Source organism: Stenotrophomonas sp. RIT309 (assembly GCF_000632045.1).
In the GTDB taxonomy this organism is placed as follows: Bacteria; Pseudomonadota; Gammaproteobacteria; order Xanthomonadales; family Xanthomonadaceae; genus Stenotrophomonas; species Stenotrophomonas indicatrix.
In genome coordinates this window covers 67,418-90,832 of the sequence record NZ_JFYS01000016.1, presented here as the reverse complement: position 1 = coordinate 90,832, position 23,415 = coordinate 67,418, and the positions used below count along the sequence as shown (strand labels likewise).

Annotated in this window: 19 protein-coding genes and 2 riboswitches; of the genes, 9 read left to right on the top strand and 10 right to left on the bottom strand. The window is 67.4% G+C overall.

All coding sequences use genetic code 11. The annotated features are described in order from the left end of the window. The first annotated feature begins 203 nt into the window (after positions 1-203). Positions 204-920, top strand: coding sequence for a hypothetical protein (locus tag BW38_RS09745; protein WP_032976481.1), 717 nt, complete (start codon positions 204-206; stop codon positions 918-920). A gap of 48 nt (positions 921-968) precedes the next feature. On the opposite strand, the gene BW38_RS09750 is transcribed toward BW38_RS09745, so the two are convergent. Further along, positions 969-1,745 carry an SDR family oxidoreductase gene (locus BW38_RS09750; protein ID WP_025879399.1) on the bottom strand — a complete coding sequence of 259 codons (777 nt, stop codon included), beginning with the start codon at positions 1,743-1,745 and terminating at the stop codon, positions 969-971. 111 nt (positions 1,746-1,856) lie between these two features. Here BW38_RS09750 and BW38_RS09755 point away from each other — a divergent pair, with 111 nt between their 5' ends. Beyond that, entirely contained in the window at positions 1,857-2,060 is a 204-nt protein-coding gene (locus tag BW38_RS09755; RefSeq protein WP_032976480.1) for a hypothetical protein, read from the top strand. Between the two features lie 77 nt (positions 2,061-2,137). Here the strand turns inward: BW38_RS09755 and sppA are convergent, their stop codons facing one another. The 4 genes from sppA to BW38_RS09775 form a co-directional block, all read right to left on the bottom strand. Then, the gene (sppA, locus tag BW38_RS09760; RefSeq protein WP_025879397.1) at positions 2,138-4,060 is read right to left on the bottom strand and encodes a signal peptide peptidase SppA; all 1,923 of its coding nucleotides are present in this window, start codon (positions 4,058-4,060) and stop codon (positions 2,138-2,140) included. A gap of 114 nt (positions 4,061-4,174) precedes the next feature. Next, positions 4,175-5,539 carry an MATE family efflux transporter gene (locus BW38_RS09765; protein ID WP_032976478.1) on the bottom strand — a complete coding sequence of 455 codons (1,365 nt, stop codon included), beginning with the start codon at positions 5,537-5,539 and terminating at the stop codon, positions 4,175-4,177. A gap of 181 nt (positions 5,540-5,720) precedes the next feature. After that, positions 5,721-6,284 (bottom strand): DUF3106 domain-containing protein, encoded by a 564-nt coding sequence (locus tag BW38_RS09770; RefSeq protein WP_032976477.1) that lies wholly within the window; start codon positions 6,282-6,284, stop codon positions 5,721-5,723. Then, the gene (locus tag BW38_RS09775; protein WP_032976476.1) at positions 6,277-7,278 is read right to left on the bottom strand and encodes a hypothetical protein; all 1,002 of its coding nucleotides are present in this window, start codon (positions 7,276-7,278) and stop codon (positions 6,277-6,279) included. The genes BW38_RS09770 and BW38_RS09775 overlap by 8 nt, the downstream gene beginning before the upstream one ends. A gap of 393 nt (positions 7,279-7,671) precedes the next feature. Between BW38_RS09775 and BW38_RS09780 the strand changes: the two genes are divergently transcribed. Next, a complete protein-coding gene (locus BW38_RS09780; protein ID WP_051585020.1) occupies positions 7,672-9,882 on the top strand; it encodes a primosomal protein N' in 2,211 nt (736 codons plus the stop codon). A 113-nt stretch (positions 9,883-9,995) separates the two neighbouring features. Here BW38_RS09780 and BW38_RS09785 read toward each other — a convergent pair whose 3' ends face one another. Beyond that, positions 9,996-10,616, bottom strand: a complete 621-nt coding sequence (locus BW38_RS09785; RefSeq protein ID WP_025879392.1) for a glutathione S-transferase family protein — start codon at positions 10,614-10,616, stop codon at positions 9,996-9,998. 78 nt (positions 10,617-10,694) lie between these two features. On the opposite strand from BW38_RS09785, the gene BW38_RS09790 reads away from it, so the two are divergent. After that, complete coding sequence (locus BW38_RS09790; protein ID WP_032976475.1) at positions 10,695-10,886, top strand: hypothetical protein; 192 nt, start codon at positions 10,695-10,697, stop codon at positions 10,884-10,886. Positions 10,887-10,943: 57 nt separating this feature from the next. Here the strand turns inward: BW38_RS09790 and BW38_RS09795 are convergent, their stop codons facing one another. After that, a complete protein-coding gene (locus BW38_RS09795) occupies positions 10,944-11,738 on the bottom strand; it encodes an NYN domain-containing protein (RefSeq protein WP_025879390.1) in 795 nt (264 codons plus the stop codon). A gap of 121 nt (positions 11,739-11,859) precedes the next feature. Between BW38_RS09795 and BW38_RS09800 the strand changes: the two genes are divergently transcribed. Then, positions 11,860-13,140, top strand: coding sequence for an NAD(P)/FAD-dependent oxidoreductase (locus tag BW38_RS09800; protein WP_032976474.1), 1,281 nt, complete (start codon positions 11,860-11,862; stop codon positions 13,138-13,140). Between the two features lie 405 nt (positions 13,141-13,545). On the opposite strand, the gene BW38_RS09805 is transcribed toward BW38_RS09800, so the two are convergent. The 3 genes from BW38_RS09805 to BW38_RS09815 all read right to left on the bottom strand — a co-directional run bounded on the left by BW38_RS09805 (position 13,546) and on the right by BW38_RS09815 (position 14,766). Further along, positions 13,546-14,001, bottom strand: a complete 456-nt coding sequence (locus BW38_RS09805) for a hypothetical protein (RefSeq protein ID WP_032976473.1) — start codon at positions 13,999-14,001, stop codon at positions 13,546-13,548. Positions 14,002-14,004: 3 nt separating this feature from the next. Next, the gene (locus BW38_RS09810; RefSeq protein WP_032976471.1) at positions 14,005-14,436 is read right to left on the bottom strand and encodes a nuclear transport factor 2 family protein; all 432 of its coding nucleotides are present in this window, start codon (positions 14,434-14,436) and stop codon (positions 14,005-14,007) included. Between the two features lie 72 nt (positions 14,437-14,508). Continuing rightward, entirely contained in the window at positions 14,509-14,766 is a 258-nt protein-coding gene (locus BW38_RS09815) for a GIY-YIG nuclease family protein (protein ID WP_032952084.1), read from the bottom strand. Positions 14,767-14,806: 40 nt separating this feature from the next. Beyond that, positions 14,807-14,896: riboswitch (glycine riboswitch) on the top strand. A 13-nt stretch (positions 14,897-14,909) separates the two neighbouring features. Next, positions 14,910-15,013: riboswitch (glycine riboswitch) on the top strand. 84 nt (positions 15,014-15,097) lie between these two features. Here BW38_RS09815 and BW38_RS09820 point away from each other — a divergent pair. The 4 genes from BW38_RS09820 (at position 15,098) to BW38_RS09835 (ending at position 23,286) form a co-directional block, all read left to right on the top strand. After that, positions 15,098-15,715, top strand: coding sequence for a trimeric intracellular cation channel family protein (locus BW38_RS09820; protein WP_032952083.1), 618 nt, complete (start codon positions 15,098-15,100; stop codon positions 15,713-15,715). A 220-nt stretch (positions 15,716-15,935) separates the two neighbouring features. Next, entirely contained in the window at positions 15,936-17,102 is a 1,167-nt protein-coding gene (locus BW38_RS09825) for an MdtA/MuxA family multidrug efflux RND transporter periplasmic adaptor subunit (protein WP_032976470.1), read from the top strand. After that, positions 17,099-20,230 carry a multidrug efflux RND transporter permease subunit gene (locus BW38_RS09830; protein WP_032976469.1) on the top strand — a complete coding sequence of 1,044 codons (3,132 nt, stop codon included), beginning with the start codon at positions 17,099-17,101 and terminating at the stop codon, positions 20,228-20,230. The genes BW38_RS09825 and BW38_RS09830 overlap by 4 nt, the downstream gene beginning before the upstream one ends. Next, a complete protein-coding gene (locus BW38_RS09835; protein ID WP_032976467.1) occupies positions 20,227-23,286 on the top strand; it encodes an efflux RND transporter permease subunit in 3,060 nt (1,019 codons plus the stop codon). The genes BW38_RS09830 and BW38_RS09835 overlap by 4 nt, the downstream gene beginning before the upstream one ends. Positions 23,287-23,415 lie beyond the last annotated feature (129 nt).

The following is a 23,415-nucleotide window of genomic DNA, read 5'->3' as shown; positions in this document are numbered from 1 at the left end:
CGGTGCCAACCAAGGTTGGCAACTACCGGGGCATCTGAGCCCTGCGCTGGGGCTGTGCCCCCGCTTTGGTAGACGCCCACCTTGGTGGGCACTGGCAAACAACGGTGCCAACCAAGGTTGGCAACTACCACGGCATGGGCACTGCGGGTGCCAACCAAGGTTGGCAACTACCCGGGCATGGACCACCGCTGTAGGCTGATCGCATGAAAAGACTGATCTGGCTGGCCATGGCCCTGTTGCCCGGCAACGCGTTGGCCGACGACATGGTGATCTACCGCTGCATGGGCAGCAGCGATGTTCCTACGTTGCAGCGCACCCCCTGCCCCGCCGGCACCCGCCAGCAGATCCAGCGCGTCCCTGCGCCAGCCGCCGCAGCACCCGCTGCGCCGGTGCAGAACAGCCCCACTCCTCCGCCTGCAGCGATGCCGTCCGTGGACGTCGCCGCCGAGCCTGCCGCGACGCAGCCACGTGAGGGCCGAACGATCATGGAAGCACGCATGGTCGAGCACGAAGGCGGCGACGCCATACTCGACAGCGCGGTGCTGCCACGTTCGAGCGACGCCACGTCGGGGGATGGCAACACACCGTCAAAGCCACCGCTGCCGGCGATCTATCAATGCCTCGGCAGCGAGGGAAGCTCGTACCTGCATGAGTACGAGGCTGCACCAGGCCGCTGCGAACTGCTGAACGTGCAGGGCCTGGGCGGAGCGACACCGGTGAACGCCGCCAGCTGCGAGGTGGTCCGGGACCGCTGCACTGAAGTGGCCGAAGCGCAGCGCTGCGGCAGCTGGCAGCAGCGCTTCCGCGATGCACGCGGTCGCGAGCGCTTTGCTGCGCCCGGAAACCAACCGGCAGCGCGCGGCGAACGCGAACGCCTGCAGGCCGTGCTGGAAGCCAGCGACTGCCCCGTACCGAAGTAGAGCATCCACGCCCGCCGTGGATGCCTCCATCCGCAGCGGGCGGTCCCGTCAGAACCCGTATCGCAGGAAGCCGCCATCCACCGCGATGCATTCGCCGGTGACATAGCTCGATGCCGGCAGGCACAGGAAGCCCACGGCCGAGGCCACTTCCTCCGGCTCACCGATGCGCCGCATCGGCGTGCGTCCGATCACTTCCTCGTAGTAGTCGGTATCGGACAGCGGGCCCGAAGTGCGACGGGTCCGGATGTACCACGGCGCCACTGCATTGACCCGGATGCCATCCTCGGCCCACTCCACCGCGAGGTTGCGGGTCATCTGGTGCATCGCCGCCTTGGTCATGCCATAGACCACGCCGCTGCGCACATGGGTCAGGCCGGACACGCTGCCGACGTTGACGATGGCCGATGAAGCGTGGCGCGCGAGCAACGGATGCGCATAGCGCGACAGCTCGAACGCCGAGAACAGATTGGTCTCGAAAATGCCGCGCCACTCGTCTTCGGAATATTCCGTGGCGGGCTTGGTGATGTTGCCACCGGCATTGTTGACCAGGATGTGCAGGCCGTCGGCGTGGTCCTCGACCCAGTCCAGGATCTGCCGGCGGTCTTCGTCGTCGGACACATCGGCGGCCAAGGCATGCACCTGGTGCTGCGGATACACATCCAGCAGTTCGTCGCGGGCACTCTCCAGCATGTCCAGGTCGCGGCCGACGATCATCAGATCGGCGCCGAGACCGGCCAGTTCATGCGCGATCGCCAGGCCGATACCGGCGCTGGCACCGGTGATCAGGGCCGTCTGCCCATCCAGGCGCCACCGTTGCTGGGTCATATGTCCTCCGGGGCCGCGCCCACTGTGTTTCGATGCGGCAAGGATACGCGCTCACGACCGTCCATCGCCCGGGATGCGACACTGGCTGCACGTCCCTCGTGGAGAGCTGCCATGCGCGTCCTGATTCCCGTCCTGCTGTCGGCCGTCGCGCTGGCCGGGTGCCAGCGCCCTGCACCGCCCAATCCCGAACGACCACCGCAACCGCAGGCGGTGGCCAAGGCGATCAATCAACCGCTGGACCGCGCAAAGGCCGTGCAGAAGACCCTGGACGAGGCGGCCGAACGCGAGCGCAAGGCAGAGGCCGACGCGCAGTAGAACCCCGCATGCAACAACGCCCGGCCAAGGCCGGGCGTTGTGCGTTCAGTAGATCCACGCCATGCGTGGATGGGCCATCAGAACCCGCAGAAGCAATACGCCAGCGACTTCACCGGTGCACCGTTGCCCTTCTCGCGGGCCGCGTTCTCAACGAAGCGCAGCTGCGTATCGATTTCCGGCATCGTGCGCGCCAGCATCATCCGGCCCACGCCGGAATCGGCCAGCATCCAGGCGCCGGCGTGGCTGCCAGCGAAGCCGCTGACGAACTGCGCGAACGGCGTCGCCGCCTTCTCGATGTAACGCACGCGGTACTTGTCGGTCGCGCCCAGCTTGGCCCGGCCAGCAGCGTCAGCCACGGCGTCCTTCAGACCACCGAAGGCATCGACCAGACCGCGCTCCTTGGCCTGCGCGCCGCTCCAGACGCGCCCACGGGCCACTTCGTCAATCGCCTCGACCGGCTTCTTGCGGGCCTCGGCAACACGGCCGGTGAAATCGGCATAGCCCTTGTTGATCACCGACTGGATGACCTGGCCCACGGCCGGGTCCATCGGCCGGGTGACATCGAAGGCACCGGCGAAACGGGTGGTGCCGACGCCGTCGGTGTGCACGCCGAACTTGTCCAGCGCACGGCTGAAGTTGGGGATCATGCCGAAGATGCCGATCGAACCGGTGATGGTCGACGGATCGGCATAGATGCGATCGGCGTTCATGCTGATCCAGTAACCACCCGATGCAGCGAGGTCACCCATGGACACAACCACCGGCTTGCCCGCAGCCTGCAGTGCCACCACTTCGCGACGGATCTGCTCGGAGGCGTAGACTTCGCCACCCGGCGAATCCACACGCAGTACCACAGCCTTGACGTCGTCATCGTCGCGCGCCGCGCGCAGCAGCGCCGAGGTCGATTCACCACCGATACGGCCGGCCGGCAGATCGCCGCCGCTGATTTCACCGGAGGCCACCACCACGGCGACCTGCGGACGCGAATCAACCGGGTTGCGACGCGCATCGAGCTGGGCCATGTAGGTGCCGAAATCGATGTTGCGGAAGCCGCCGTCGGCGTCTTCGTCAGCCACGCCGCGCTCGATCATCAGATCCTCGAATTCCTCGCGGGTCTTCAGCGCGGTCACCAGCTTCTGCTGCAGGGCGAACTTGGCCAGGTCGCCGCCGGCGGCAGCGACGCCTTCAGGCAGGGTGTCGATACCGGCCGCCAGCTGTGCCGGATCCAGGCGGCGGGCCTTGGCGATATCGCCGAGGTAGCGCTGCCACACATCGTTCATCCAGAACAGATCGGCTTCCTTGGACGCCGGCGACGCCGCGTCGAGCACGTACGGCTCGGCCGCCGACTTGTACTCGCCTACCTTGAACAGGTGCACGTCCACGCCCAGCTTGTCCTGCAGGCCGGTGCGGAAATACTGGCGGTAGCGACCCAGGCCTTCCAGCACCACCGAACCCATGGGGTCCAGGTAGACCTCGTCGGCCTGTGCGGCAAGCAGATACTGCGACTGCCCCATGCTCTCGCTGAAGGCCACCAGCTGCTTGCCCGAAGCGCGCAGTTCCTGCAGCGCGGCGGACACTTCGCGCAGTGAGGCGAAACCGGACGGCTGCAGCTTGTCCAGTTCCAGCACCACCCGCTCGATCTTCTTGTCATCGCGCGCGCTCTCGATCACCCGGATCAGATCGCGCAGCTGCACTTCCTCGGCACCGTTGTCACCGACGGCCTTGGCCAGCGCGCGGCTGACCGGATCGGCACTGTACTGCTCGACCAGGCGGCCTTCCGGCGCGATCACCAGGGTGGTGCGGTCCTGCAGCGCCTTGCTGGCACCTGCGCCCATGCCCGCAGCGACGATGAACATCACCAGCACCAGCAGCAACAGGCCGAAGAACACCAGGTTGAGGATCAACCGGCGGGTGAAATTCATCACGTCCCACAGCCCGATGAAGAAGCTGGCGACAGGATTGCGGTTCGCCGGGGGCAGCGGCGGCACGGGTTGGTTCATGGAGCACTCCGGATGGCTTCTTGCCGTGGTAACAGCATAGCCGGTGCCGCGTGAGGCAGCATCGGACACAAGTCAGGGGATCGCCAGTCACGGTTGCCCGGGACCGGCGTGATGTCAGGCCAGCGTGGACTGGCCAATGCGTTTGCTGCTGCGGCTCAGGCGCCAGCCCATCAGGATGGCGGCGGCGGTCAGGCCGACGATCAGGCCGATCCACATGCCCTGCGGCCCCATGCCCAGGCCCAGGCCGAGCCCGGCACCCAGCGGCATGCCCAGGCCCCAGTAGGCGAACATGGCGATGAACATCGGCACGCGGGTGTCCTTCAGGCCGCGCAGCGCGCCGGCCGACAGCACCTGGATGCCATCGGGGAACTGGAAGGTGGCCGCGTACAGCAGCAGGGTCGAGGCCAGCCCGGCCACGGCCAGGTCGTTGGTGTAGACGCCGACGATGGCGTCGTGGCCGAACAGCAGTGCCGCCGCCGACAGCGTCTGCGTACCCATGATGATCGCGTAGCCGGCCCACGCCGCACGGCGCACGCCGAAGCCATCGCCACGGCCAACCGCATGGCCGACCCGCACGGTGGTCGCCTCGGCCACGCCCATCGGGATCATGAAGCACAACTGCGCCACGTTGATCGCGATCTGGTGCGCGGCCGCTTCATTGGCGCCCAGGCGACCAATCAGCAATGCGGTGACGATGAACAGGCCACCTTCCATCAGCACGGTGATGCCGATCGGCAGGCCGGTGCGCAGCAGGTCCCAGATCGCTGACCAGCGCGGCCCCTCGAAGTGCGAGAACAGCTGCAGATGGGCAAAGCGCTTGGTGAACCACAGGTAGGTACCGAAGGCGATCGCCTGCAGCCACATCATCACCGCCGAGGCGATGCCCAGGCCTTCAGCGCCCATTTCCGGGAAGCCCAGCTTGCCGTTGGCCAGCACGTACCCCATCGGCGCCAGCACCAGCAGGCCGCCAAAACCGAGCAGCATGGTCGGCAGCGTCCAATGCATGCCTTCACTGAGATAGCGCATGCAGAAGTACAGCGTCAGCGCCGGGCCACCCCAGCGCACCGCATGCAGGAAGGCCGTTGCGCCGGGCACGATGTCCGGGGCGATGCCGAATGCCGGCAGCAGCGGCGGCACCACGGTGAGGAAAGTGAACATGATCAGGCCCAGGCCCAGCGCCAGCCACAGCGCCTGCCGGAACAGCGGGCCGATCTCGCGCTCACGACCGGCGCCATGCAGCTGCGACACCGAGGCGGTGAGCGAGATCAGCGTGCCGATCGGGATCAGCATCGGCAGCCACAGCAGCGCAGTGCCGATGGTCACTGCGGCCAGGGTGGATGTCGCATGGTGGCCGGCAATCACGTTGTCGACGAAGGAGATCAGACCGGTGGAGACGTGCCCGAGCACAAGCGGCAGGGCAAGCAGACCGGTAGCGCCGACTTCCTTGCTGAAGCGCGGCGTGGAGGTTGCAGTAGACATAAGGTGCTTGACGCGAACTACGGTTGCGCGCGAAGGGCACAGGCACCGGGTTGCGGCCGGCCATCTTACGCGCGCCGGGCGGTCATTCCCATGACTGCCCCATAAAGGGGACGGAGGGAATTAAGTCGTATCCGGCACAGTCGCGCCAGAAACGACTTAATTCCCTCCGTCCCCTTTTCGCTTATTGGCCGGCCTGGCGCTTGAGCCAGGTGTCGCGTTCGGCGGCGGGGACCGTCAGGAATGCGCTGCGTACGCTGTCGCGTTCCTGCGGCGGCGTGCGCTGGGCGACCAGGGCCAGCTGCGCCAACTGCGACGGACTCAGCTGGCGCAGCACGGCAAGCACGGCATCGCGCTGTTGCGGCGGTACGAAGCCGAACAGGCCGTGCAGCTTGGGGAACTCGGCGCCCAGTTGCGGGCCCAGCCGCCAGCCTTCGCGGAAGGCCTGGTCCTGTGCCTGGAACTGCGCGCGCAGCCGTTGCTGCTGATCGGCCGGCAACGCGGCGAAGCGGCTGGCGGCCTGGCGGATGCGCTCGCGCTCGCCCTCCGGCAGGGCGCGCCACGCGGCGTAGTCGCTGCGACGCTGGCGTTGCTGGGCGGGATCGAGTTGCGCGAATGCCGCCGCCGCAGTGGGCGCGGCCGACGGTGTTGCCGACGGTGCGGGCAGCGGCACGTTCACTGATTGCGGAGCGGCCGCCAGCGACAGCGGCAGGGCCAGCAGCAGGCCGGCGAAGAGGAGCTTATTCATCGGCAGCAGAGGTTTCCAGCGCTGCGCCGACCGGTTCCGGACGGGTCGGCTTGGGTTGTGACTCGTCCACCGGCAACGGGCCACCGGCGGCACTCCAGGCATGCATGTCGGCCTCGGCCAGCAGCGGGTAATCGCGGTCGGCCAGCATCGCGGCATCTTCGCTGGCCTGCGCATCGCTGCCCGCAGCGGGGCGGACATCGCTGGCTGGCAGCGCCTCGACGGTGACCGGCCCGGCCTCACCCACCACGCCTTCGGGCAGGGGGCCATCGGCAGTCAGCGCACGGCCCTGCCAATGGCGCCAGCCCAACGCAGCCAGCAGCAGCACCGCCACGGTGATCAACAGGATCACCGGGCCACGCCAGCGCGGCTTGGCATTGGGGCGGCGACGCTTGCCGCTTGCAGATGCGCGTTCGTCGCGCGGCGGTGCACGCCAGCTGGACGCAGGCGCCTGGTTGTTGGCCGCTGGCGCGGACGGTTGCTGCAGCTGCTGCAGGCGCTTGGCCGGCAGGTCGCGGACACGCAGCTGCACCTGTTCGGCCAGAGCGCGCCATGCAGCGGCGTCGGGCTGGCCATCGGCATCGCGTGGGCAGGCCGTGGCCAACAGGCGCTGATAGCCTTCGTCGTCGACATCCAGAACGCGGGTGGCGATGCCTTCGTCCAGGCTGCCCCCCACCCGCAGCAGCAAGGCCAGCCGCGGCAAGGGGGCCATCTCGCCCAGCGCGGCCAATGAAGGTGGCCACTGACCGGTGGCCGGCTCGCGCAGCGCCTGGCGCTGGCCCAGCAGGGTCCAGAAGCGGCTGGGCCACTGCGCCATCGGCAGGTCGCTGGCGACCGCGGCGAAGGCGCGCATCACCGCCACCAGCGTCTGTTCGGCACGGGCGGGGTCACCGCACTGCAGTTCGGCCACGACCAAGGCACGGCGTTCGACGCCACGCAGAAATGCCGACAGCGCGCCGGCCGCGGTCGAGGAAACAGGGGCGGGCACAGCCGTCATCGGTCACTCCAAAGGTCTGCCGGCATGATAGCGGCAGCCCATCACTGCCCGGCAGGACTTGCGATTGCAGACGCTTTCTGCTGCAGGTTGTGCACAGCACCACGCGGGAACCGGGCGATTCCTGCGTGAATGGCTGAATTCACCCTGTTTCAGCAATGTTTCACACTTAAGTTATTGATTTCAATTGCATTTAAAGTGTGGCTATTTTTTGACCAACCGAAGCGTGAGGCCGTCGCCATCGGCCTCATACGGCGCCATGAGCCGCTAACGCACAGACTTATCCACAGAAGATGTGGATAAGACTGAATCTCCAATAGACACCGATATTTAGGTGACATTTATGATTCGCCGGAGGGCATGCCAGTCGCATCTGCCACTGCCATGCGCCCTCGCATGGGCCGTTACACTGACCCGATGCTCGCCCCTGAATCCGGCCCTGTCCCGACCCTGCAGGTCGCCCTGCCCGTGCCCCTGCCGCGCCTGTTCGACTACCTGCCACCGCAGGGCGAAGGCCCGACGGTAGCGGTCGGCTGCCGGCTGAAGGTGCCGTTCGGCAACCGCGAACTGATCGGCGTGGTGGCCGGCCACGGGCAAACCGAGGACAGCCAGGGCCTGCGCCAGGCACTGGCCTGGTGTGACACGACACCACTGCTGCAGGGCGAGTTGTGGCAGAGCCTGCAGTGGCTGGCCCGCTATACCCACGCCCCCTTGGGCGAAGTACTGAGCACCGCCCTGCCCGGCCCGCTGCGGCATGGCGAACCGCTGCCCGACACCCATCACTGGGGCTGGCAGCTGACAGCCGAAGGCCATGCCCAGCGCGAGAAGCTGCGCGCCGGCAGCCGACCGCGGCAATTGGCCGAGCTGCTGGCCGAAGCCGTGGTGGACGAAGATGTCCTGTCCGCACGCATGCAGGACTGGCGGGTGGCCGCACGCAGCCTGGGCAAGCGCGACCTGGCCGAGCGCATCGCCCTGAGCGTGGCGCCGCAGCACGCCCAGCCCCTGCCCGGCCCCACCCTCAATGCGGAGCAGGCCGAAGCGGTGGCCGCGATCACCGCCGCCGAAAGCTTCCAGGCATTCCTGCTGGACGGGGTGACCGGCAGCGGCAAGACCGAGGTCTACCTGCAGGCCATCATCCATTGCCTGGCGCAGGGCAGGCAGGCCCTGGTGCTGGTGCCCGAGATCGGCCTGACCCCGCAGACCCTGGCGCGCTTCCGCGGCCGTCTCGGCATCGCCGTGCACGCGTTGCACTCGGGGCTGACCGACAACGAACGCGCGCGGGTCTGGGCTGCGGCCTCGCGCGGCGAAGCACGGGTGATCGTGGGCACGCGTTCGGCGGTGTTCATTCCGCTGCCGCAGCCCGGCCTGCTGATCGTGGACGAAGAGCACGACGGCAGCTACAAGCAGCAGGACGGCATCCGCTACCATGCACGTGATTTCGCTCTGGTGCGGGCCAAGGCGCAGGGCATTCCGGTGCTGCTGGGCAGCGCCACGCCGTCATTGGAAACCCTGCACAACGCCTATGCCGGCCGCTATGCGCACCTGCGCCTGAAACAGCGCGCCGGTGATGCCCGACCGCCGCGCGTGCGCATCCTCGACGTCCGCAAGCGTCCGCTGCGCGATGGCCTTTCCGCCGACGTACTGGCCGGCATCGGCGAACACCTGCAGCGTGGCCAGCAGGTGCTGGTGTTCAAGAACCGCCGCGGCTATGCGCCGGTGCTGCTGTGCCACGACTGCGGCTGGACCGCACCCTGCAACCGCTGCGATGCACCGATGACCGTGCATGGCGGTGGCCGTCGCCTGCAATGCCATCACTGCGGTGCGCGGCAGCCGGCACCACTGGCCTGCCCCGCCTGCGGCAGCCTGGCCCTGCAGCCACAGGGCATCGGCACCGAGCGGCTGGAAGAACACCTGGTCAGTGCCTTCGCCGATTTCCCGGTGGTGCGCATCGACCGTGGCACCACCGCCCGCCGCGATGCGCTGGAGCAGCAGCTGGCCAAGCTCGGCAACGCGCCCGGCATCCTGGTCGGCACGCAGATCCTGGCCAAGGGCCACGACCTGCCCAAGCTGACGCTGGTGGTGGTGGTGGGCATCGACGAAGGCCTGTTCTCGGCCGATTTCCGCGCCAGCGAAAAACTGGCGCAGCAGCTGATCCAGGTAGCCGGCCGCGCCGGTCGCGCGCGCGATCCGGGTGAAGTGTGGCTGCAGACCCATCATCCGGGCCATCCGCTGCTGGAGACACTGGTCAACGGTGGCTACCACCCGTTCGCCCAGGCCGAACTCAACCAGCGCCAGGCGGCAGGTTTTCCACCATTCGCGCACCTGGCATTGATGCGTGCCGAAGCACAGCAGGTCCAGCATGCCAACGCGTTCCTGCTCGCTGCGCGGAAACTGCTGGGTGAACAGGACATGGTAGAGGCCTACGGGCCGATGCCGGCGCCGATGCCACGCCGTGCCGGTTATCAGCGAACGCAGCTGCTGCTGTCGGCGGCACAGCGGCCGCCGCTGCATGGGGTACTGGCACAGCTGGTGCCGCAGTTGTACGCGCTGCCGGAGGCACGCAAGGTGCGCTGGTCGCTGGATGTGGATCCGACGGATCTGTACTGAGGGCAATACGCTGGGGTCAGAGCCCACCCGCTGGGTGGGATCCGACCCCGATGGCTTGAGGTCGGATCCCTTTCCGCAGAAAAGGGCTCTGACCCCGAACGTCGCGCCTTCGCTTACGTCATCGGTGACATCACGCCGCGCTGGTACGCCGGACGTTCGCGCAGGCGTGCATACCACTCGGCCAGGTGCGGCAGGTCCGGGCGCTGGATCGGCAGTTCGAACCAGGCGTAGATCAACGAGCCCAACGCGATGTCACCCATGGCGAACGTGTCGCCCGACAGCCACGGCTGCTTGGCCAGGGTTGCGTTGGGCAGCGCCAGGAAATCACCCGCGCGCACGATCGCTGCATTGATGCGCGCCTCATCGCGGTCGGCCGGTGCGGTGCGCATGATGCCCCAGATCAGTTCGGAGTACAGCGGCGCCATCCGCGAGGTGCTCCAGTCCATCCACTTTTCGGCCTGGGCGCGCTCCATCGGATCTTCGGCATACAGCGTGCCCAGCGAATAGCGCGCACTGAGGTAGCGCACGATGGTGTTCGACTCCCACAGCGGCAGGCCGTGGTCTTCGATCACCGGCACCAGGCCGTTCGGGTTCATCGCCACGTACTCCGGCGACTGCGTGCCACCGTGGCTGCCACCCACTTCGATGGACTCGTACGGCAGGCCGATTTCCTCGGCGCACCACAGCACCTTGCGGACGTTGCTGGAATTGCGGCGGCCCCAGATCTTCAACATGCGGGTTTCCTTGCGTGCAGCAGTGCGCCGCGATGGCGCGGAGCCGCTACGATACGCCCATCCACAGGGAGAGACGACATGACCGCATGGGATGCAGTGAACTACACGCTTCTGGCAGCAGGACTGGTGATGCTGGTGCTCGGGTACCGGCGCTCGAACCGCAACATGCTGCTGTGCGCCGGCGTGCTGCTGCTGGCCTTCAATGGCGTTGAAGACTTCGCCAACGGATTTGCGGAAGGCCATGCCGGCTCCAGCGCACGTACGCTGTAGCCACACCATGTCTTCTGCAGTGCTGCGCGACCGGCACACGCTGGGCAACGCCCGGCGCTACCGGTTCTTCTTCGGCAGCGCGCGTACGTAGGAGGACTTACCGTCCTTCTTGAGTTCGAACAAACCGATCGCCGCCAGCAGGTCACTGAGTTTGCCGTAACCGTAGTTGCGCGGATCGAACGAGGCCTGGTTGCCGATCTGGCTGCCGACCGGACCCAGGTGCGACCAGCCATCCTCGCCTTCTGCCGAGGACACCGCACGGCGCAGCATCTTCACAAGGCGCGTATCGCTGCGCATTTCCGCCCCGCTCTTGCGTGGGCGCGCATCATCGCTGGTGGCCTGCTCGCTGGGCGCCTGTCCGTTCGATGATTGTTCGTTCGCTGCCTGCTCCACATCCTGCACGCTGGCGTGGGTCTGGCCCAACGCTTCGAGGTAGGTGAACTTCGAGCACGCGTTGACGAAGGGTTCCGGCGTTTTCTTTTCGCCGAAGCCATACACCTTTACGCCATCGGTCAGCAGGCGCATCACCATCGGAGTGAAGTCGGCATCGCTGGACACGATCGCGAAGCCATCGAGGTTGCGCGCGTACAGCAGATCCATCGCGTCGATCACCATCGCCATGTCCGACGCGTTCTTGCCCTTGCTGTAGGCGAACTGCTGGATCGGGCGGATCGCGTACTCGTGCAGCACCGCCTCCCAGCCCTTCAGTCGTGGGCTCTTCCAGTTGCCGTAGGCACGGCGGACGTTGGCCACACCGTAGCGCGCGACCTCGGCCAGGACTTCGTCGATCTTCGAGGCCGGTGCATTGTCGGCGTCGATCAACAGGGCGATGCGCTTTTCCGGTTCGCTCATGGACTCCTCACGGGCAGTTGCCTGAACCCGAGTATCGCCGATCCCGATGCACGCTGACGTGACAAGGAGCGGCCGTGCGAAGATGCCAGGCACTTCCCCCATGCCCCCCTGGAGTGAGTCGATGAGTCGTGATCGCGTCCCCCACCTGGTCGTTGTCGGCGGCGGTTTCGCCGGCCTGTGGGCCACCCGTGCGCTGGCCCGCGAACGCATACGCATCACCCTGGTCGACCGTCGCAACCACCACCTGTTCCAGCCGCTGCTTTACCAGGTGGCCACCGCTGGGCTGTCCGCTCCGGATATCGCCGCACCGCTGCGCCACATCCTCGGCCACCAGCGCAACGTGGAGGTGCGGCTGGGCGAAGTGGTGGCCATCGACAAGCAGGCCCGCCAGGTACGCATGGCCGATGGCAGCACGCTGGACTACGACAGCCTGCTGCTGGCCACCGGCGCCACCCACGCCTACTTCGGCCACGACGAATGGGCGGACGATGCGCCCGGCCTGAAGACCCTGGACGATGCCATCGCCCTGCGCCGCAAACTGCTGCTGGCGTTCGAACGCGCCGAAGCCGAGCCGGACCCGGAAAAGAAGGCGGCATGGCTGAGCTTTGCCGTGGTGGGGGGTGGCCCGACCGGGGTCGAGCTGGCCGGCACCCTCGCGGAAATCGCCAGGCATACGCTGCGCAATGAATTCCGCCACATCGATCCGGCCAGCGCCAAGGTGCGGCTGGTCGAGGCCGGTCCGCGCGTGTTGTCCACCTTCCCCGAAGTGCTTTCGCTGAAGGCACGCCGACAGCTGGAAAAGCTGGGCGTGGAAGTGATGACCGGCACGCCGGTGAGCCACATCGATGGACAGGGCTTCAAGCTGGGCGACCACTTCGTGCCCGCGCGCACCGTGGTCTGGGCCGCCGGCGTGGCCGCCTCACCGCTGGCGCGCACGCTGGACGTGCCGCTGGACCGCGCCGGTCGCGTGCAGGTGCAGCCCGACCTAACCCTGTCTGGTCACCCGGAACTGTTCGTGGCCGGCGACCTCGCTGCGCTGAACCAGGCCAACGGCAAGCCGGTACCGGGCGTTGCGCCTGCCGCCAAGCAGATGGGCAAGTACGTGGCGGACGTGATTCGCGCGCGCCTGCATGGCAAGGCAGCACCCGGACCGTTCAAGTACGCCGACTTCGGCAACCTGGCCACCATCGGCCGCATGGCCGCGATCGTGCACCTGGGCAAGCTCCAGCTGTCCGGCGTGCTGGCCTGGTGGTTCTGGCTGGCCGCGCACGTGTTCTTCCTGATCGGGTTCCGCAACCGCGTCGTGGTGCTGTTGAACTGGGCGGTGGCGTACTGGAGCTACCAGCGCAGCGCGCGGATCATCTTCGGCGATGACCGCGAAGACCGGCGACCGAAGCGGTAGATCCACGCCATGCGTGACCTCTCGACCGACACAGTAGATCCACGCCATGCGTGGATGAATTTCTGTGCAGGTTGCATGGAGCACAGCCACGCATGGCGTGGCTCTACTGCTTCATCGGGCCTGGATCATGTCCGGTAGAAATCTTCGCGGTAGGTAGCGCGGCGAGCGCCCTCGACCGACACAGTAGATCCACGCCATGCGTGGATGAAGTTCTGCGCAGGCTGCATGGAGCGCAGCCACGCATGGCGTGGCTCTACTGCTTCATCGGGCCTGGATCATGTCCGGCAGAAATCTTCGCGGTAGGTAGTGCCGCGGGCACATCCTCGACCGGCACAGTAGATCCACGCCATGCGTGGATGAATTTCTGTGCAGGCCGCAGGGAGCGTAGCCACGCATGCCGTGGATTCACCGTTTCATCGGGCCGCCGGGCACACGCCGTTTCGACCATGCCCGGCAGAAATCTTCCTTCCTCGCGGTATCGGCAATCTGTGCGGCACTCCAATGCCGGGTGATCCAGATCGCCAACGCGGTGCTGCTCAGGTGCCAGCGCAGCATGTCGTGCTGCGGCTGCCGCCACAGGTGGCGGCGGGCAATCCAGTAGGCCTCCCGCTCGACATCCGGCACCTTCTTCTTCATCGCATCCTTGTCGAAAAACTGCGCGGTGAAGCTCCAGGGGTTGATCGGTTGGTGCCCCATGCGCGGCTCACTGCTGCATGCCGCCACACCACTGGGCGCGCGGTCGGCGGGCTGCGGCCAGCCCTCCACCCAAGCGAGCCCAAGCAGGTACAACAGCCCCGGTAGCAGGTCAACGAAGGCCAGCAACAGCAGTAGCGCGATCCATGCACGGCCCGCAGCACGCATGCGTCACTCCGCCTTCGGCTTCGGGTACCACAGCGCGTTGACGATGACCCAGCGCTGCTCGAAGCGGCCCATGTGGAAGTAGTCGACGAACCACGGGGTTTCCAGCCGCACCGATGCGGCGTTGCCGGTCACGTCCAGCACCGTGCAGCGGCGATCCCATTGATCTTTCGGGGTCTTCAACGCGCCCTGCTTCGTCAGCGCAACCAGCTCTTCCTTCGACATCCGGCGCAGGCCCAGGCGCTCGTCCGGTGTATCACCGAGCACCGCGCGCTTGGCCAGGTCCGGATGCAGGGAACGGGCGACGCGCTGCGGGTCGGCTTCCAGTTGACCGTCGACGTAGTCGTGGCAGGTGGCATCGATGGCTGCGATCGTGGCGGCGTCGGCGGCAGGGCTTGCTGCTGCGGAAAGTGCGAACAACAGGGCAACGGTGGACATCCGGGTCTCCAGCGCTGAGGGCTGGGCGATCATGGCATGGCCGGATGCGCCCCATCCACGCATGGCGTGGATCTACTGCAACAGCCACGCCAGTTTGCGTTCGCGCGGCTGCCGCTTGAGCTCCCATTCGGCACGCGAGGCCGCTGCACGGTCCGGGTACTCACGCACCGCCAGGACCCGCAGTGGCGGCCGCGACCGGGTGTAGCGGGCCCCCTTGCCGGCCTGGTGGGCAGCAAAGCGGGCCTGCACGTCGGTGCTGATGCCGGCGTAATAGCTGCCGTCGCGGCATTCGAGCAGGTACAGGAACCACGGGCGGGAGGGCGAAACCATGGCCGGATTATGCCGTGCTGCACTGCAGCGGATATACTGGCGACCGAATGCAGGAGAGAGGCGCCGCGCTGGCGCCCGCCGAAGGCGCAGGCTCCCATGATCGCTCAGGCCGGTGGGCTGGAATCCCACCAACCATGCATTCGACTCGCCGAGCTGGAGAGAGGTCACCGGGCACGCCCGGGACGATCCGCCGAAGGGGCACGCGGCTCACGCCGCTGAACTCTCAGGCAAAAGGACAGCGGGAGCGGCACCGGTCATCGTCATCCCGTCATTGCGCAGGCAGTGGCGGTATGTGCGCATGGCCGGCCCCACCGCGCCCGGAGCCTGTCCCATGCTGCTGTCCATCATCTACCTGATTGCCATTTCCGCCGAAGCCATGACCGGTGCCCTGTCTGCCGGCCGCCGCCGCATGGACCTGTTCGGCGTGGTGATGATCGCCTGTGTCACCGCCCTCGGTGGCGGCTCGCTGCGCGACATCCTGCTTGGCCACTATCCGCTGGGCTGGGTGAAACACCCTGAGTACCTCGGCTTCACTGTGTGCGCCGCACTGATCGCCACCTGGGTGGCGCGCTGGATGCACCACTTCCGCCGCACCTTCCTGGTGCTGGACGGGCTGGGCCTGATCGCCTTCACGCTGATCGGCTGCTCGATCGCGCGCGAGGCCGGCCATGCACTGCCGATCGTGCTGATCGCCGGCATGCTCACCGGCGCCTTCGGCGGCGTGCTGCGCGACATCCTCTGCAACGAGGTGCCGTTGATCTTCCAGAAAGAGCTGTACGCCATCATCTCGCTGCTGACCGGTGCGGTGTATCTGCTGTTGCTGCACTGGGGCGTGGCCGATGCCACGGCGATCCTGTGCTGCCTGGGTGGTGGTTTCGCTGTGCGTCTGCTGGCCATCCACTACCGCTGGGAAATGCCCAAGTTCGTGTACCACGACGAAGTGCATTGAGCGGCGCGGGCCGGCACCACCGGCGGGGTGGCATGACCAAGGTCACGCGGCGACGGCCTGCGTAAACCGCTACCATTGGCGCCCCGTCGCACGCGCGACGGCATCCAGCCACGCCGCGCCTGCGGCCCCGCCAGATAATCCCCCTCCCCCGCTGCCCGTGGCCCTTCGTGGTGCCGACGGGCCCGCATGACCCTGCGTGCACGCAGGGCGCAGGATGCCCATGTCTGTCGCCGAAAACTCCCGCTCACGTCGTGCCCGCCTGCTGCTGGTCGTTGCCTGTCTTGCCCTTGTCGCTGGCCTGGCGTGGTGGCTGTGGCCGCAGGCCGAGGCGGGCAGTGGCGAAACCGGCAGCGGCAAGACGGTGCCTGTACGCATCGCCCTTGCCAGCGCCGAGCCGCTGGTGCTGCGGATGAAGGCGGTCGGTACGGTCACTCCGCTGCACAGCGTGGTGGTGCGCAGCCGCGTGGACGGCGAACTGATGCGCCTGCATTTCCAGGAAGGTCAGCAGGTCAACGCCGGCGACCTGCTGGCACAGATCGATCCCCGCCCCTACCAAGTGAAGCTTGCGCACGCACAGGGTACGCAGCAGCAGAACCTGGCCGAGCTGGAGAATGCCGAGCGCCAGCTGCAGCGCTACCGCGAACTGCAGCGACAGAACTACGTGTCGGCACAGGAACTGAGCGACCAGCAGAGCAAGGTGCGGCAGCTGCAGGGGCGCCGCCTCAGCGACCAGGCATCTGTGGACGAAGCACGCCTGCAGTTGCAGTACACGCGCATCATCGCCCCGGTCAGCGGCCGTGTCGGCCTGCGCCGGCTGGACGTAGGCAACCTGGTGCACGCCAGCGATACCGAAGGCCTGGTCACGCTGGCGCAGACGGCGCCGATCAGCGTGCTGTTCACCGTGCCCGAGCCGGAACTTCCCGCCCTGCTCGATGCGGTGCAGGCGCAGCCGGCGCTGGCGGTGGAAAGCTGGGACCGCGAAGAACGACGGCAGCTCGCCAGTGGCACCCTGTCCAGTGTCGACAACCGCATCGATACCGCCACCGGCACGCTGAAGCTGCGCGCGCAGTTCGACAACGCCGACCAGGCGCTGTTCCCCAACCAGTTCGTCAATGTGCGCCTGCAGCTGGGTGAGCATCCCGCGCTGCTGATTCCCGATGCCGCCGTGCAGTTCGGCAGCCAGGGCAACTACGTGCACATCGTCGACAAGGACAACAAGGCACAACGTCGCTCGGTGGTGCTCGGTCCGGCCGACGCCGGACGCGTGGCGGTGCGTTCCGGCCTGGTGGCTGGTGACAAGGTGGTGATCGAAGGCATCGACGGGCTGGAAGACGGCACCGCGGTGGAGATCATCACCGAGGAGGCATCGACCAGGGCCGGCGCATGAACCTCTCGCGCGCCTTCATCCTGCGCCCGGTCGCCACCACCCTGCTGATGGTGGCGCTGCTGCTGTCCGGGGTACTGGCCTATCGCCTGCTGCCGGTGGCGGCGCTGCCGCAGGTCGACTATCCGATCATCCAGATCACCACGCTGTACCCCGGTGCCAGCCCCGAGCTGACCACGCGCACCATCACCGCGCCGCTGGAGCGCCAGCTCGGGCAGATCCCCGGCCTGAAGCAGCTGTCGTCCACCAGTTCCGGGGGGGCATCGGTGATCACTCTGCAGTTCGGCCTGGAGGTGTCGCTGGGCGTGGCCGAACAGGACGTGCAGGCGGCGATCAACGCCGCCGGCAGCTTCCTGCCCGGCGACCTGCCGGTGCCGCCGGTGTATCGCAAGGTCAATCCGGCCGACACGCCGATCCTGACCCTGGCGGTGACCTCGCAGGGCCTGTCACTGCCCCAGGTGCATGACCTGGTCGATACCCGCATCGCCCAGCGCTTGGCGCAGTTGCCGGGTGTGGGCCTGGTCAGCCTGGCCGGTGGCCAGCGCCCCGCCGTGCGCATCCAGGTCAATCCGGCCGCGCTGGCCGCCAACAACCTGGGCATGGACCACATCCGCACTGCGATTGCCGCAGCCAACGTCAACCTGCCCAAGGGCAGCTTCGATGGCCCGATCCGTGCGGTGATGCTCGATGCCAACGACCAGATGCGCAGCGTTGCCGAATACCGCGCACTGGTGCTGGCCTGGCGTGAGGGCGCACCGCTGCGGCTGGGCGATGTCGCCACCATCACCGACGGCGCCGAGAACCGCCAGCTGGCGGCATGGAGCGGCACCACCCCGGCGGTGCTGGTGAACATCCAGCGCCAACCCGGCGCGAACGTCATCGCCGTGGTCGGACAGGTGCGTGCGTTGCTGCCGCAGCTGCAGGCCACGCTGCCGGCCGGCGTGCAGATGACCGTGCTCAGCGACCGCACCGAATCGATCCGCGCGTCCGTGCGCGGCGTACAGAAGGAACTGGTGCTGGCCATCGCGCTGGTGGTGCTGGTCACCTGGGTATTCCTGCGCAACCTGCCGGCTACGCTGATTCCCAGCGTGGCGGTGCCGCTGTCGCTGATCGGTACGTTCGCGGTGATGCTGCTGGCCGGCTATTCGCTCAACAACCTCACGCTGATGGCGTTGACCATCGCCACCGGCTTCGTGGTGGACGATGCGATCGTGATGCTGGAGAACATCGCCCGCCACTTGGAAGACGGCGAAAGCCCGCGCGAGGCAGCGCTGAAAGGTGCCAGCGAGATTGGCTTCACCCTGGTGTCGCTGACGGTCTCGTTGATCGCCGTGCTGATCCCGCTGCTGTTCATGGCCGACCTGGTGGGCGCGCTGTTCCATGAGTTCGCAGTGACGCTGGCGGTGGCCATCGGCATTTCGCTGCTGGTGTCGCTGACCTTGACGCCGATGCTGTGTGCGCGCTTCCTGAAACCACATGCCAAAGGGTCAGCGCCCCACGGGGATCTGACCCTGGCCGGGTCGGATCCGGTCAGGGCTCCGACCCCGAAGCGCGACGTGTTCGATCGCATCATCGCCCTCTACGACCGCCAGCTGCGCTGGGTGCTGCAGCGCCAGCCACTGATGCTGCTGGCGACCGTGGCCACGCTTGCGCTGACGGTGGCGCTGTATTTCGCGGTGCCGAAGGGCTTCTTCCCGGTGCAGGATGCCGGCCTGGTCCAGGGCATCAGCGAAGCCCCGCAGGCGATCTCGTTCCAAGCCATGCGCGAGCGCCAGCTTGCCTTGGCCACGGCCATTGAACAGGACCCGGCCGTGGCCAGCCTGTCTTCCTACATCGGCGTGGACGGCAACAATGCCGCCCTCAACACCGGCCGCCTGCTGATCGAACTGAAGCCACACGGCGAGCGCGAGGGCGCCGACGTGGTGATGGCGCGGCTGCAGCAGCGCGTGGCGAGGATTCCCGGTATCACCCTGTACCTGCAACCGGTGCAGGAGCTGGGCATCGAAGACCGCATCAGCCGCAACCAGTACCAGTTCACCCTGACCACGCCGGACCTGCAGACGCTGGAAACCTGGACCCCAAAGCTGTTGCACGCGCTTCGCCAATCGCCAGCGCTGCGTGATGTGGCCAGTGACCTGCAGATGCAGGGCCGGCAGGCCAGGGTGAGCATCGACCGCGATGCCGCCGCACGCCTTGGCGTGAGTGTGGAAGCAGTGGCCGACGCACTGTACGACGCCTACGGGCAACGGCAGATCTCAACCATCTTCACCCAGGCCAGCCAGTACCGGGTGGTGCTGGAGGCCGATCCGGCGCGGCAACCGGGGCCGGAGGCGATCAGCGGCCTGCGCGTGCGCAGCAGCAACGGCCAGACCGTGCCGCTGGGCGCGGTCGCGCGCATCGAGCAGGGGCCGACGGCGCTGCTGCGCAACCATGTCGGCCAGTTCCCGGCGGCCACCCTGTCGTTCAACCTTGCGCCCGGTGCATCGCTGGGCGAAGCGGTGGATGCCGTGCATGCCGCGCAGGCGCAGGTGGCATTGCCGCAGAGCATCGAGCTGCGCCTGCAGGGCGCGGCGGCGGCCTTCAGCAGCTCGCTGTCGAGCACGCTGTGGCTGATCCTGGCGGCGGTGGTGGTGATGTACATCGTGCTGGGCGTGCTCTACGAGAGCTTCATCCACCCCATCACCATTCTTTCCACCCTGCCCTCGGCGACCGTGGGCGCCCTGGCCGCGCTGTGGGTGAGCGGACGCAGCCTGGACCTGATCGCAGTGATTGGCATCGTGCTGCTGATCGGCCTGGTGAAGAAGAACGCGATCATGATGATCGACTTCGCGCTGGACGCGCAGCGCACGCGCGGCATGAGCCCGCGTGAGGCGATCCACCAGGCGGCGCTGCTGCGCTTCCGGCCGATCCTGATGACCACCCTGGCCGCGCTGTTCGGCGCGGTACCGCTGATGCTGGCCAGTGGCTCGGGCGCCGAGCTGCGGCAGCCGCTGGGCTGGGTGATGGTGGGTGGCCTGATGGTCAGCCAGGTGTTGACCCTGTTCACCACGCCGGTGATCTACCTGGCCTTCGACCGTCTGCAGCGTGGCCGCGCGACAGCACCGGCAACCGCTGGCGAGGCCAGCGCATGACCCCTGTGGCACGCCTGGCAAAGGCCTGCGTGCAGCGTCCGGTGGCGACCCTCCTGCTGGCGGTGGCGGTGGTACTGGCCGGCCTGCTGGCGCTGCGCCTGCTGCCGGTGGCGCCGCTACCCCAGGTCGACTACCCCGCCATTGAAGTCAGCGCCAGCCTGCCCGGCGCCTCGCCCGAATCGATGGCGGCCACTGTGGCGACGCCGCTGGAGCGTGCGCTGGGCAGCCTGCCCGGCATCTCGCGCATCGACTCGGCCAGCACCCAGGGGCAGACCGAGATCGAATTGAAGTTCGTGCTCGGCCGCGACATCGACGAGGCCGCGCGCGAAGTGCAGGCCGCGATCAACCTCGCCCGCGGCCAGCTGCCCAGCGGCATGCCGGGCATGCCGCAGTACCGCAAGGTCAATCCGTCGCAGGCGCCGATCCTGGCGCTGGCGCTGACCTCCGATACGCTCTCGCCGGGACAGCTGTACGACCTGGGTTCGACCGTGCTGGCGCAGAAGCTGTCGCAGGTGCCGGGCGTGGGCGAAGTGCAGGTGGGCGGCAGCGCGCTGCCGGCGGTTCGCGTGTCGCTGGACCCCAATGCTCTCAATCACGCAGGCCTGGCACTGGAAGACGTGGCACAGGCAATCAGCCGCGCCAATGCAGTGCGCCCACTGGGTGCGGTCGCAGGCGCGCAGCAGCACTGGCAACTGGAAGCGCCGCTGCAGCTGCGCCAGGCAGCGCAGTATCGCCAGCTGGCGCTGAAGGCCAGCGATGACCGCCTGCTGCGACTGGGCGATGTCGCTGCCGTCGTCGATGGCGTGGAGGACCGCTATGCCAGTGGCTTCCACAACGAACGCCCCGCCGTGCTGCTGATCGTCAGCCGCCAGCCCGGCGCCAACATCATCGCCACCGTCGATGCCATCCAGGCGCAGTTGCCGCAGCTGCACGCCCTGCTGCCCAGCACGGTGGACATGCGCCTGGTGATGGACCGCTCGCCGGTGATCCGCGCCACCCTGCACGAAGCAGAAGTGACCCTGCTGCTGGCGATCGCGCTGGTGGTACTGGTGGTGCTCGGCTTCCTCGGCCACTGGCGCGCAGCACTGGTACCCAGCGTGGCGATTCCGGTGGTGCTGTTCGGCACGCTGGCGTTGATCGCGCTGATGGGCTTCTCGCTCAATACGCTCTCGCTGATGGCCCTGATCGTGGCGGCGGTACTGGTGGTGGACGACGCCATCGTGGTGCTGGAGAACATCGCGCGCCATCGCGAGCTGGGCGCCGACCGCTGGCAGGCGGCGGTGCGTGGTGCATCGGAAGTGGGCACTACGTTGCTGTCGATGAACCTGGCGCTGGCCGTGGTGTTCGTCTCGATCCTGTTCCTGGACGATTTCGTCGAGCGCCTGTTCCGCGAATTCTCGCTGACCCTGGTAGCAGCGATGGCGGTGTCGGTACTGGTGGCGCTCAGCCTGGTGCCGATGCTGTGTGCGCGCCTGTTCGTCGATGACGCGCAACAACCCTCGCGCTGGCAGCGCGGCAGCAATGCGCTGTTCGAGCGCGTGCGTGGCACCTATCTGCGCACCCTGCAGGCCAGCCTGCGTCACCTGCGCTGGCCCTTGCTGGCCTTCGTGGCAGTGATCGCACTCAACGCCTGGCTGTTCCAGCAGGTACCCAAGGGCATCGTTCCGCAGCAGGACACCGCACAGCTGCGCGGCTTCGCGCGTGGCGATGACGGCCTGTCCTTCCAGGCGATGCAGCCGAAGATCGATGCCTACCGCAGACTGCTGCTGTCCGACCCGGCCATCGAGGACATCATCGGGTATATCGGTGGCAGCAACGGGGTCAACAACGCCTTCATCATGATCAAGATGAAGCCGCTGGCCGAGCGCGGTGTCTCCAGCCAGCAGGTGATCGATCGCCTGCGCGCGCGCCTGCCCAAGCTGCCCGGCGGCAATCTGTACCTGTGGGTGGACCAGGACATCCGCTTGGAAGGCGCCGGCAGCAGCGGCAAATACGAATTCCAGCTGCTGTCAGCGGACACCGCACCCTTGCGCCAATGGGCACCGAAGGTCGCTGCTGCGCTGCGTGGCCTGCCGGAACTGGTGGACGTGGAAGCGCAGGGCGAGGCCGGCATGCGCCAGGTGATGCTGGACATCGACCGCGAGGCAGCGGCGCGCCACGGCGTGGACCTGCGCATTGTGGCCAACATGCTCAACAACGCCTTCAGCCAGCGCCAGGTCGCCACGTTGTACGACAGCCTCAACCAGTACCGGGTGGTGATGGAGCTGGACCCGAAGCACACCCAGGACCCGGGCACGCTGGCACGGCTGCAGGTGATCGATGGCAGCGGCCAGCGCATTCCACTATCGAGCATCGCCAGCTGGCGCTATGGCATGGCGCCGGACCGCGTGTACCACAGCGAGCAGTTCGCCTCGATCTGGATCGAGTTCGCGCTGGCACCCGGCGTGGGCCTGGAACAGGCCACCCGGGCCATTGATGCGGCGATGGCCAAACTGATGCTGCCGCGCTCGGTGCAGGCCAAGCTTTCCGGCGAGGCCGGTGGCCTGGAGCAGCTGCGTTCGCGCCAGTTGTGGCTGGTACTGGGTGCGACGCTGGCGGTGTACCTGGTGCTGGGCATCCTCTACGAGAGTTTCCTGCAGCCCTTGGTGATCCTGTCCACGCTGCCGTCGGCCGGCATCGGGGCGTTGCTGGCGCTGTGGCTGTTCGGCAACGAACTGAACCTGATCGCCCTGCTCGGCCTGTTCCTGCTGGTGGGGGTGGTGATGAAGAACACGATCCTGCTGGTCGACTTCGCCCTGGCCGGCGAACGCCGCGGGCTGAGTGCGCAGGATGCAGTGATGGAAGCTGCACGACTGCGCCTGCGGCCGATCCTGATGACCTCGCTGGCGGCACTGCTGGGCACATTGCCTCTGATGGTGGCCAACGGTGAAGGCTGGGAGCTGCGGCAGCCGCTGGGCATCGCCATCGTCGGCGGGTTGCTGGTCAGCCAGTGGTTGACGCTGTACACCACGCCGGCGATGTATCTGGCGTTGGCGCGAGTACGGGCGGGGCGGTGAGCGAGGCGGCTTCATCCACGCATGGCGTGGGTCTACTGCGGCCATCGCCGGTTCGGGTCTCACGCCACCCCGGCGATGTACCTGGCGCTGTCGCACATACGCAGCGCCAGGCGCATCGCCGGTGCAGAC

What these genes read in the sequence shown, in the direction of transcription:
- BW38_RS09745 (WP_032976481.1), top strand. Translation starts at nt 204, where the DNA reads ATGAAAAGACTGATCTGGCTGGCCATGGCCCTGTTGCCCGGCAACGCG.
- BW38_RS09750 (WP_025879399.1), bottom strand. Translation starts at nt 1,745, where the DNA reads ATGACCCAGCAACGGTGGCGCCTGGATGGGCAGACGGCCCTGATCACC.
- BW38_RS09755 (WP_032976480.1), top strand. Translation starts at nt 1,857, where the DNA reads ATGCGCGTCCTGATTCCCGTCCTGCTGTCGGCCGTCGCGCTGGCCGGG.
- sppA (WP_025879397.1), bottom strand. Translation starts at nt 4,060, where the DNA reads ATGAACCAACCCGTGCCGCCGCTGCCCCCGGCGAACCGCAATCCTGTC.
- BW38_RS09765 (WP_032976478.1), bottom strand. Translation starts at nt 5,539, where the DNA reads ATGTCTACTGCAACCTCCACGCCGCGCTTCAGCAAGGAAGTCGGCGCT.
- BW38_RS09770 (WP_032976477.1), bottom strand. Translation starts at nt 6,284, where the DNA reads ATGAATAAGCTCCTCTTCGCCGGCCTGCTGCTGGCCCTGCCGCTGTCG.
- BW38_RS09775 (WP_032976476.1), bottom strand. Translation starts at nt 7,278, where the DNA reads ATGACGGCTGTGCCCGCCCCTGTTTCCTCGACCGCGGCCGGCGCGCTG.
- BW38_RS09780 (WP_051585020.1), top strand. Translation starts at nt 7,672, where the DNA reads ATGGGCCGTTACACTGACCCGATGCTCGCCCCTGAATCCGGCCCTGTC.
- BW38_RS09785 (WP_025879392.1), bottom strand. Translation starts at nt 10,616, where the DNA reads ATGTTGAAGATCTGGGGCCGCCGCAATTCCAGCAACGTCCGCAAGGTG.
- BW38_RS09790 (WP_032976475.1), top strand. Translation starts at nt 10,695, where the DNA reads ATGACCGCATGGGATGCAGTGAACTACACGCTTCTGGCAGCAGGACTG.
- BW38_RS09795 (WP_025879390.1), bottom strand. Translation starts at nt 11,738, where the DNA reads ATGAGCGAACCGGAAAAGCGCATCGCCCTGTTGATCGACGCCGACAAT.
- BW38_RS09800 (WP_032976474.1), top strand. Translation starts at nt 11,860, where the DNA reads ATGAGTCGTGATCGCGTCCCCCACCTGGTCGTTGTCGGCGGCGGTTTC.
- BW38_RS09805 (WP_032976473.1), bottom strand. Translation starts at nt 14,001, where the DNA reads ATGCGTGCTGCGGGCCGTGCATGGATCGCGCTACTGCTGTTGCTGGCC.
- BW38_RS09810 (WP_032976471.1), bottom strand. Translation starts at nt 14,436, where the DNA reads ATGTCCACCGTTGCCCTGTTGTTCGCACTTTCCGCAGCAGCAAGCCCT.
- BW38_RS09815 (WP_032952084.1), bottom strand. Translation starts at nt 14,766, where the DNA reads ATGGTTTCGCCCTCCCGCCCGTGGTTCCTGTACCTGCTCGAATGCCGC.
- BW38_RS09820 (WP_032952083.1), top strand. Translation starts at nt 15,098, where the DNA reads ATGCTGCTGTCCATCATCTACCTGATTGCCATTTCCGCCGAAGCCATG.
- BW38_RS09825 (WP_032976470.1), top strand. Translation starts at nt 15,936, where the DNA reads ATGTCTGTCGCCGAAAACTCCCGCTCACGTCGTGCCCGCCTGCTGCTG.
- BW38_RS09830 (WP_032976469.1), top strand. Translation starts at nt 17,099, where the DNA reads ATGAACCTCTCGCGCGCCTTCATCCTGCGCCCGGTCGCCACCACCCTG.
- BW38_RS09835 (WP_032976467.1), top strand. Translation starts at nt 20,227, where the DNA reads ATGACCCCTGTGGCACGCCTGGCAAAGGCCTGCGTGCAGCGTCCGGTG.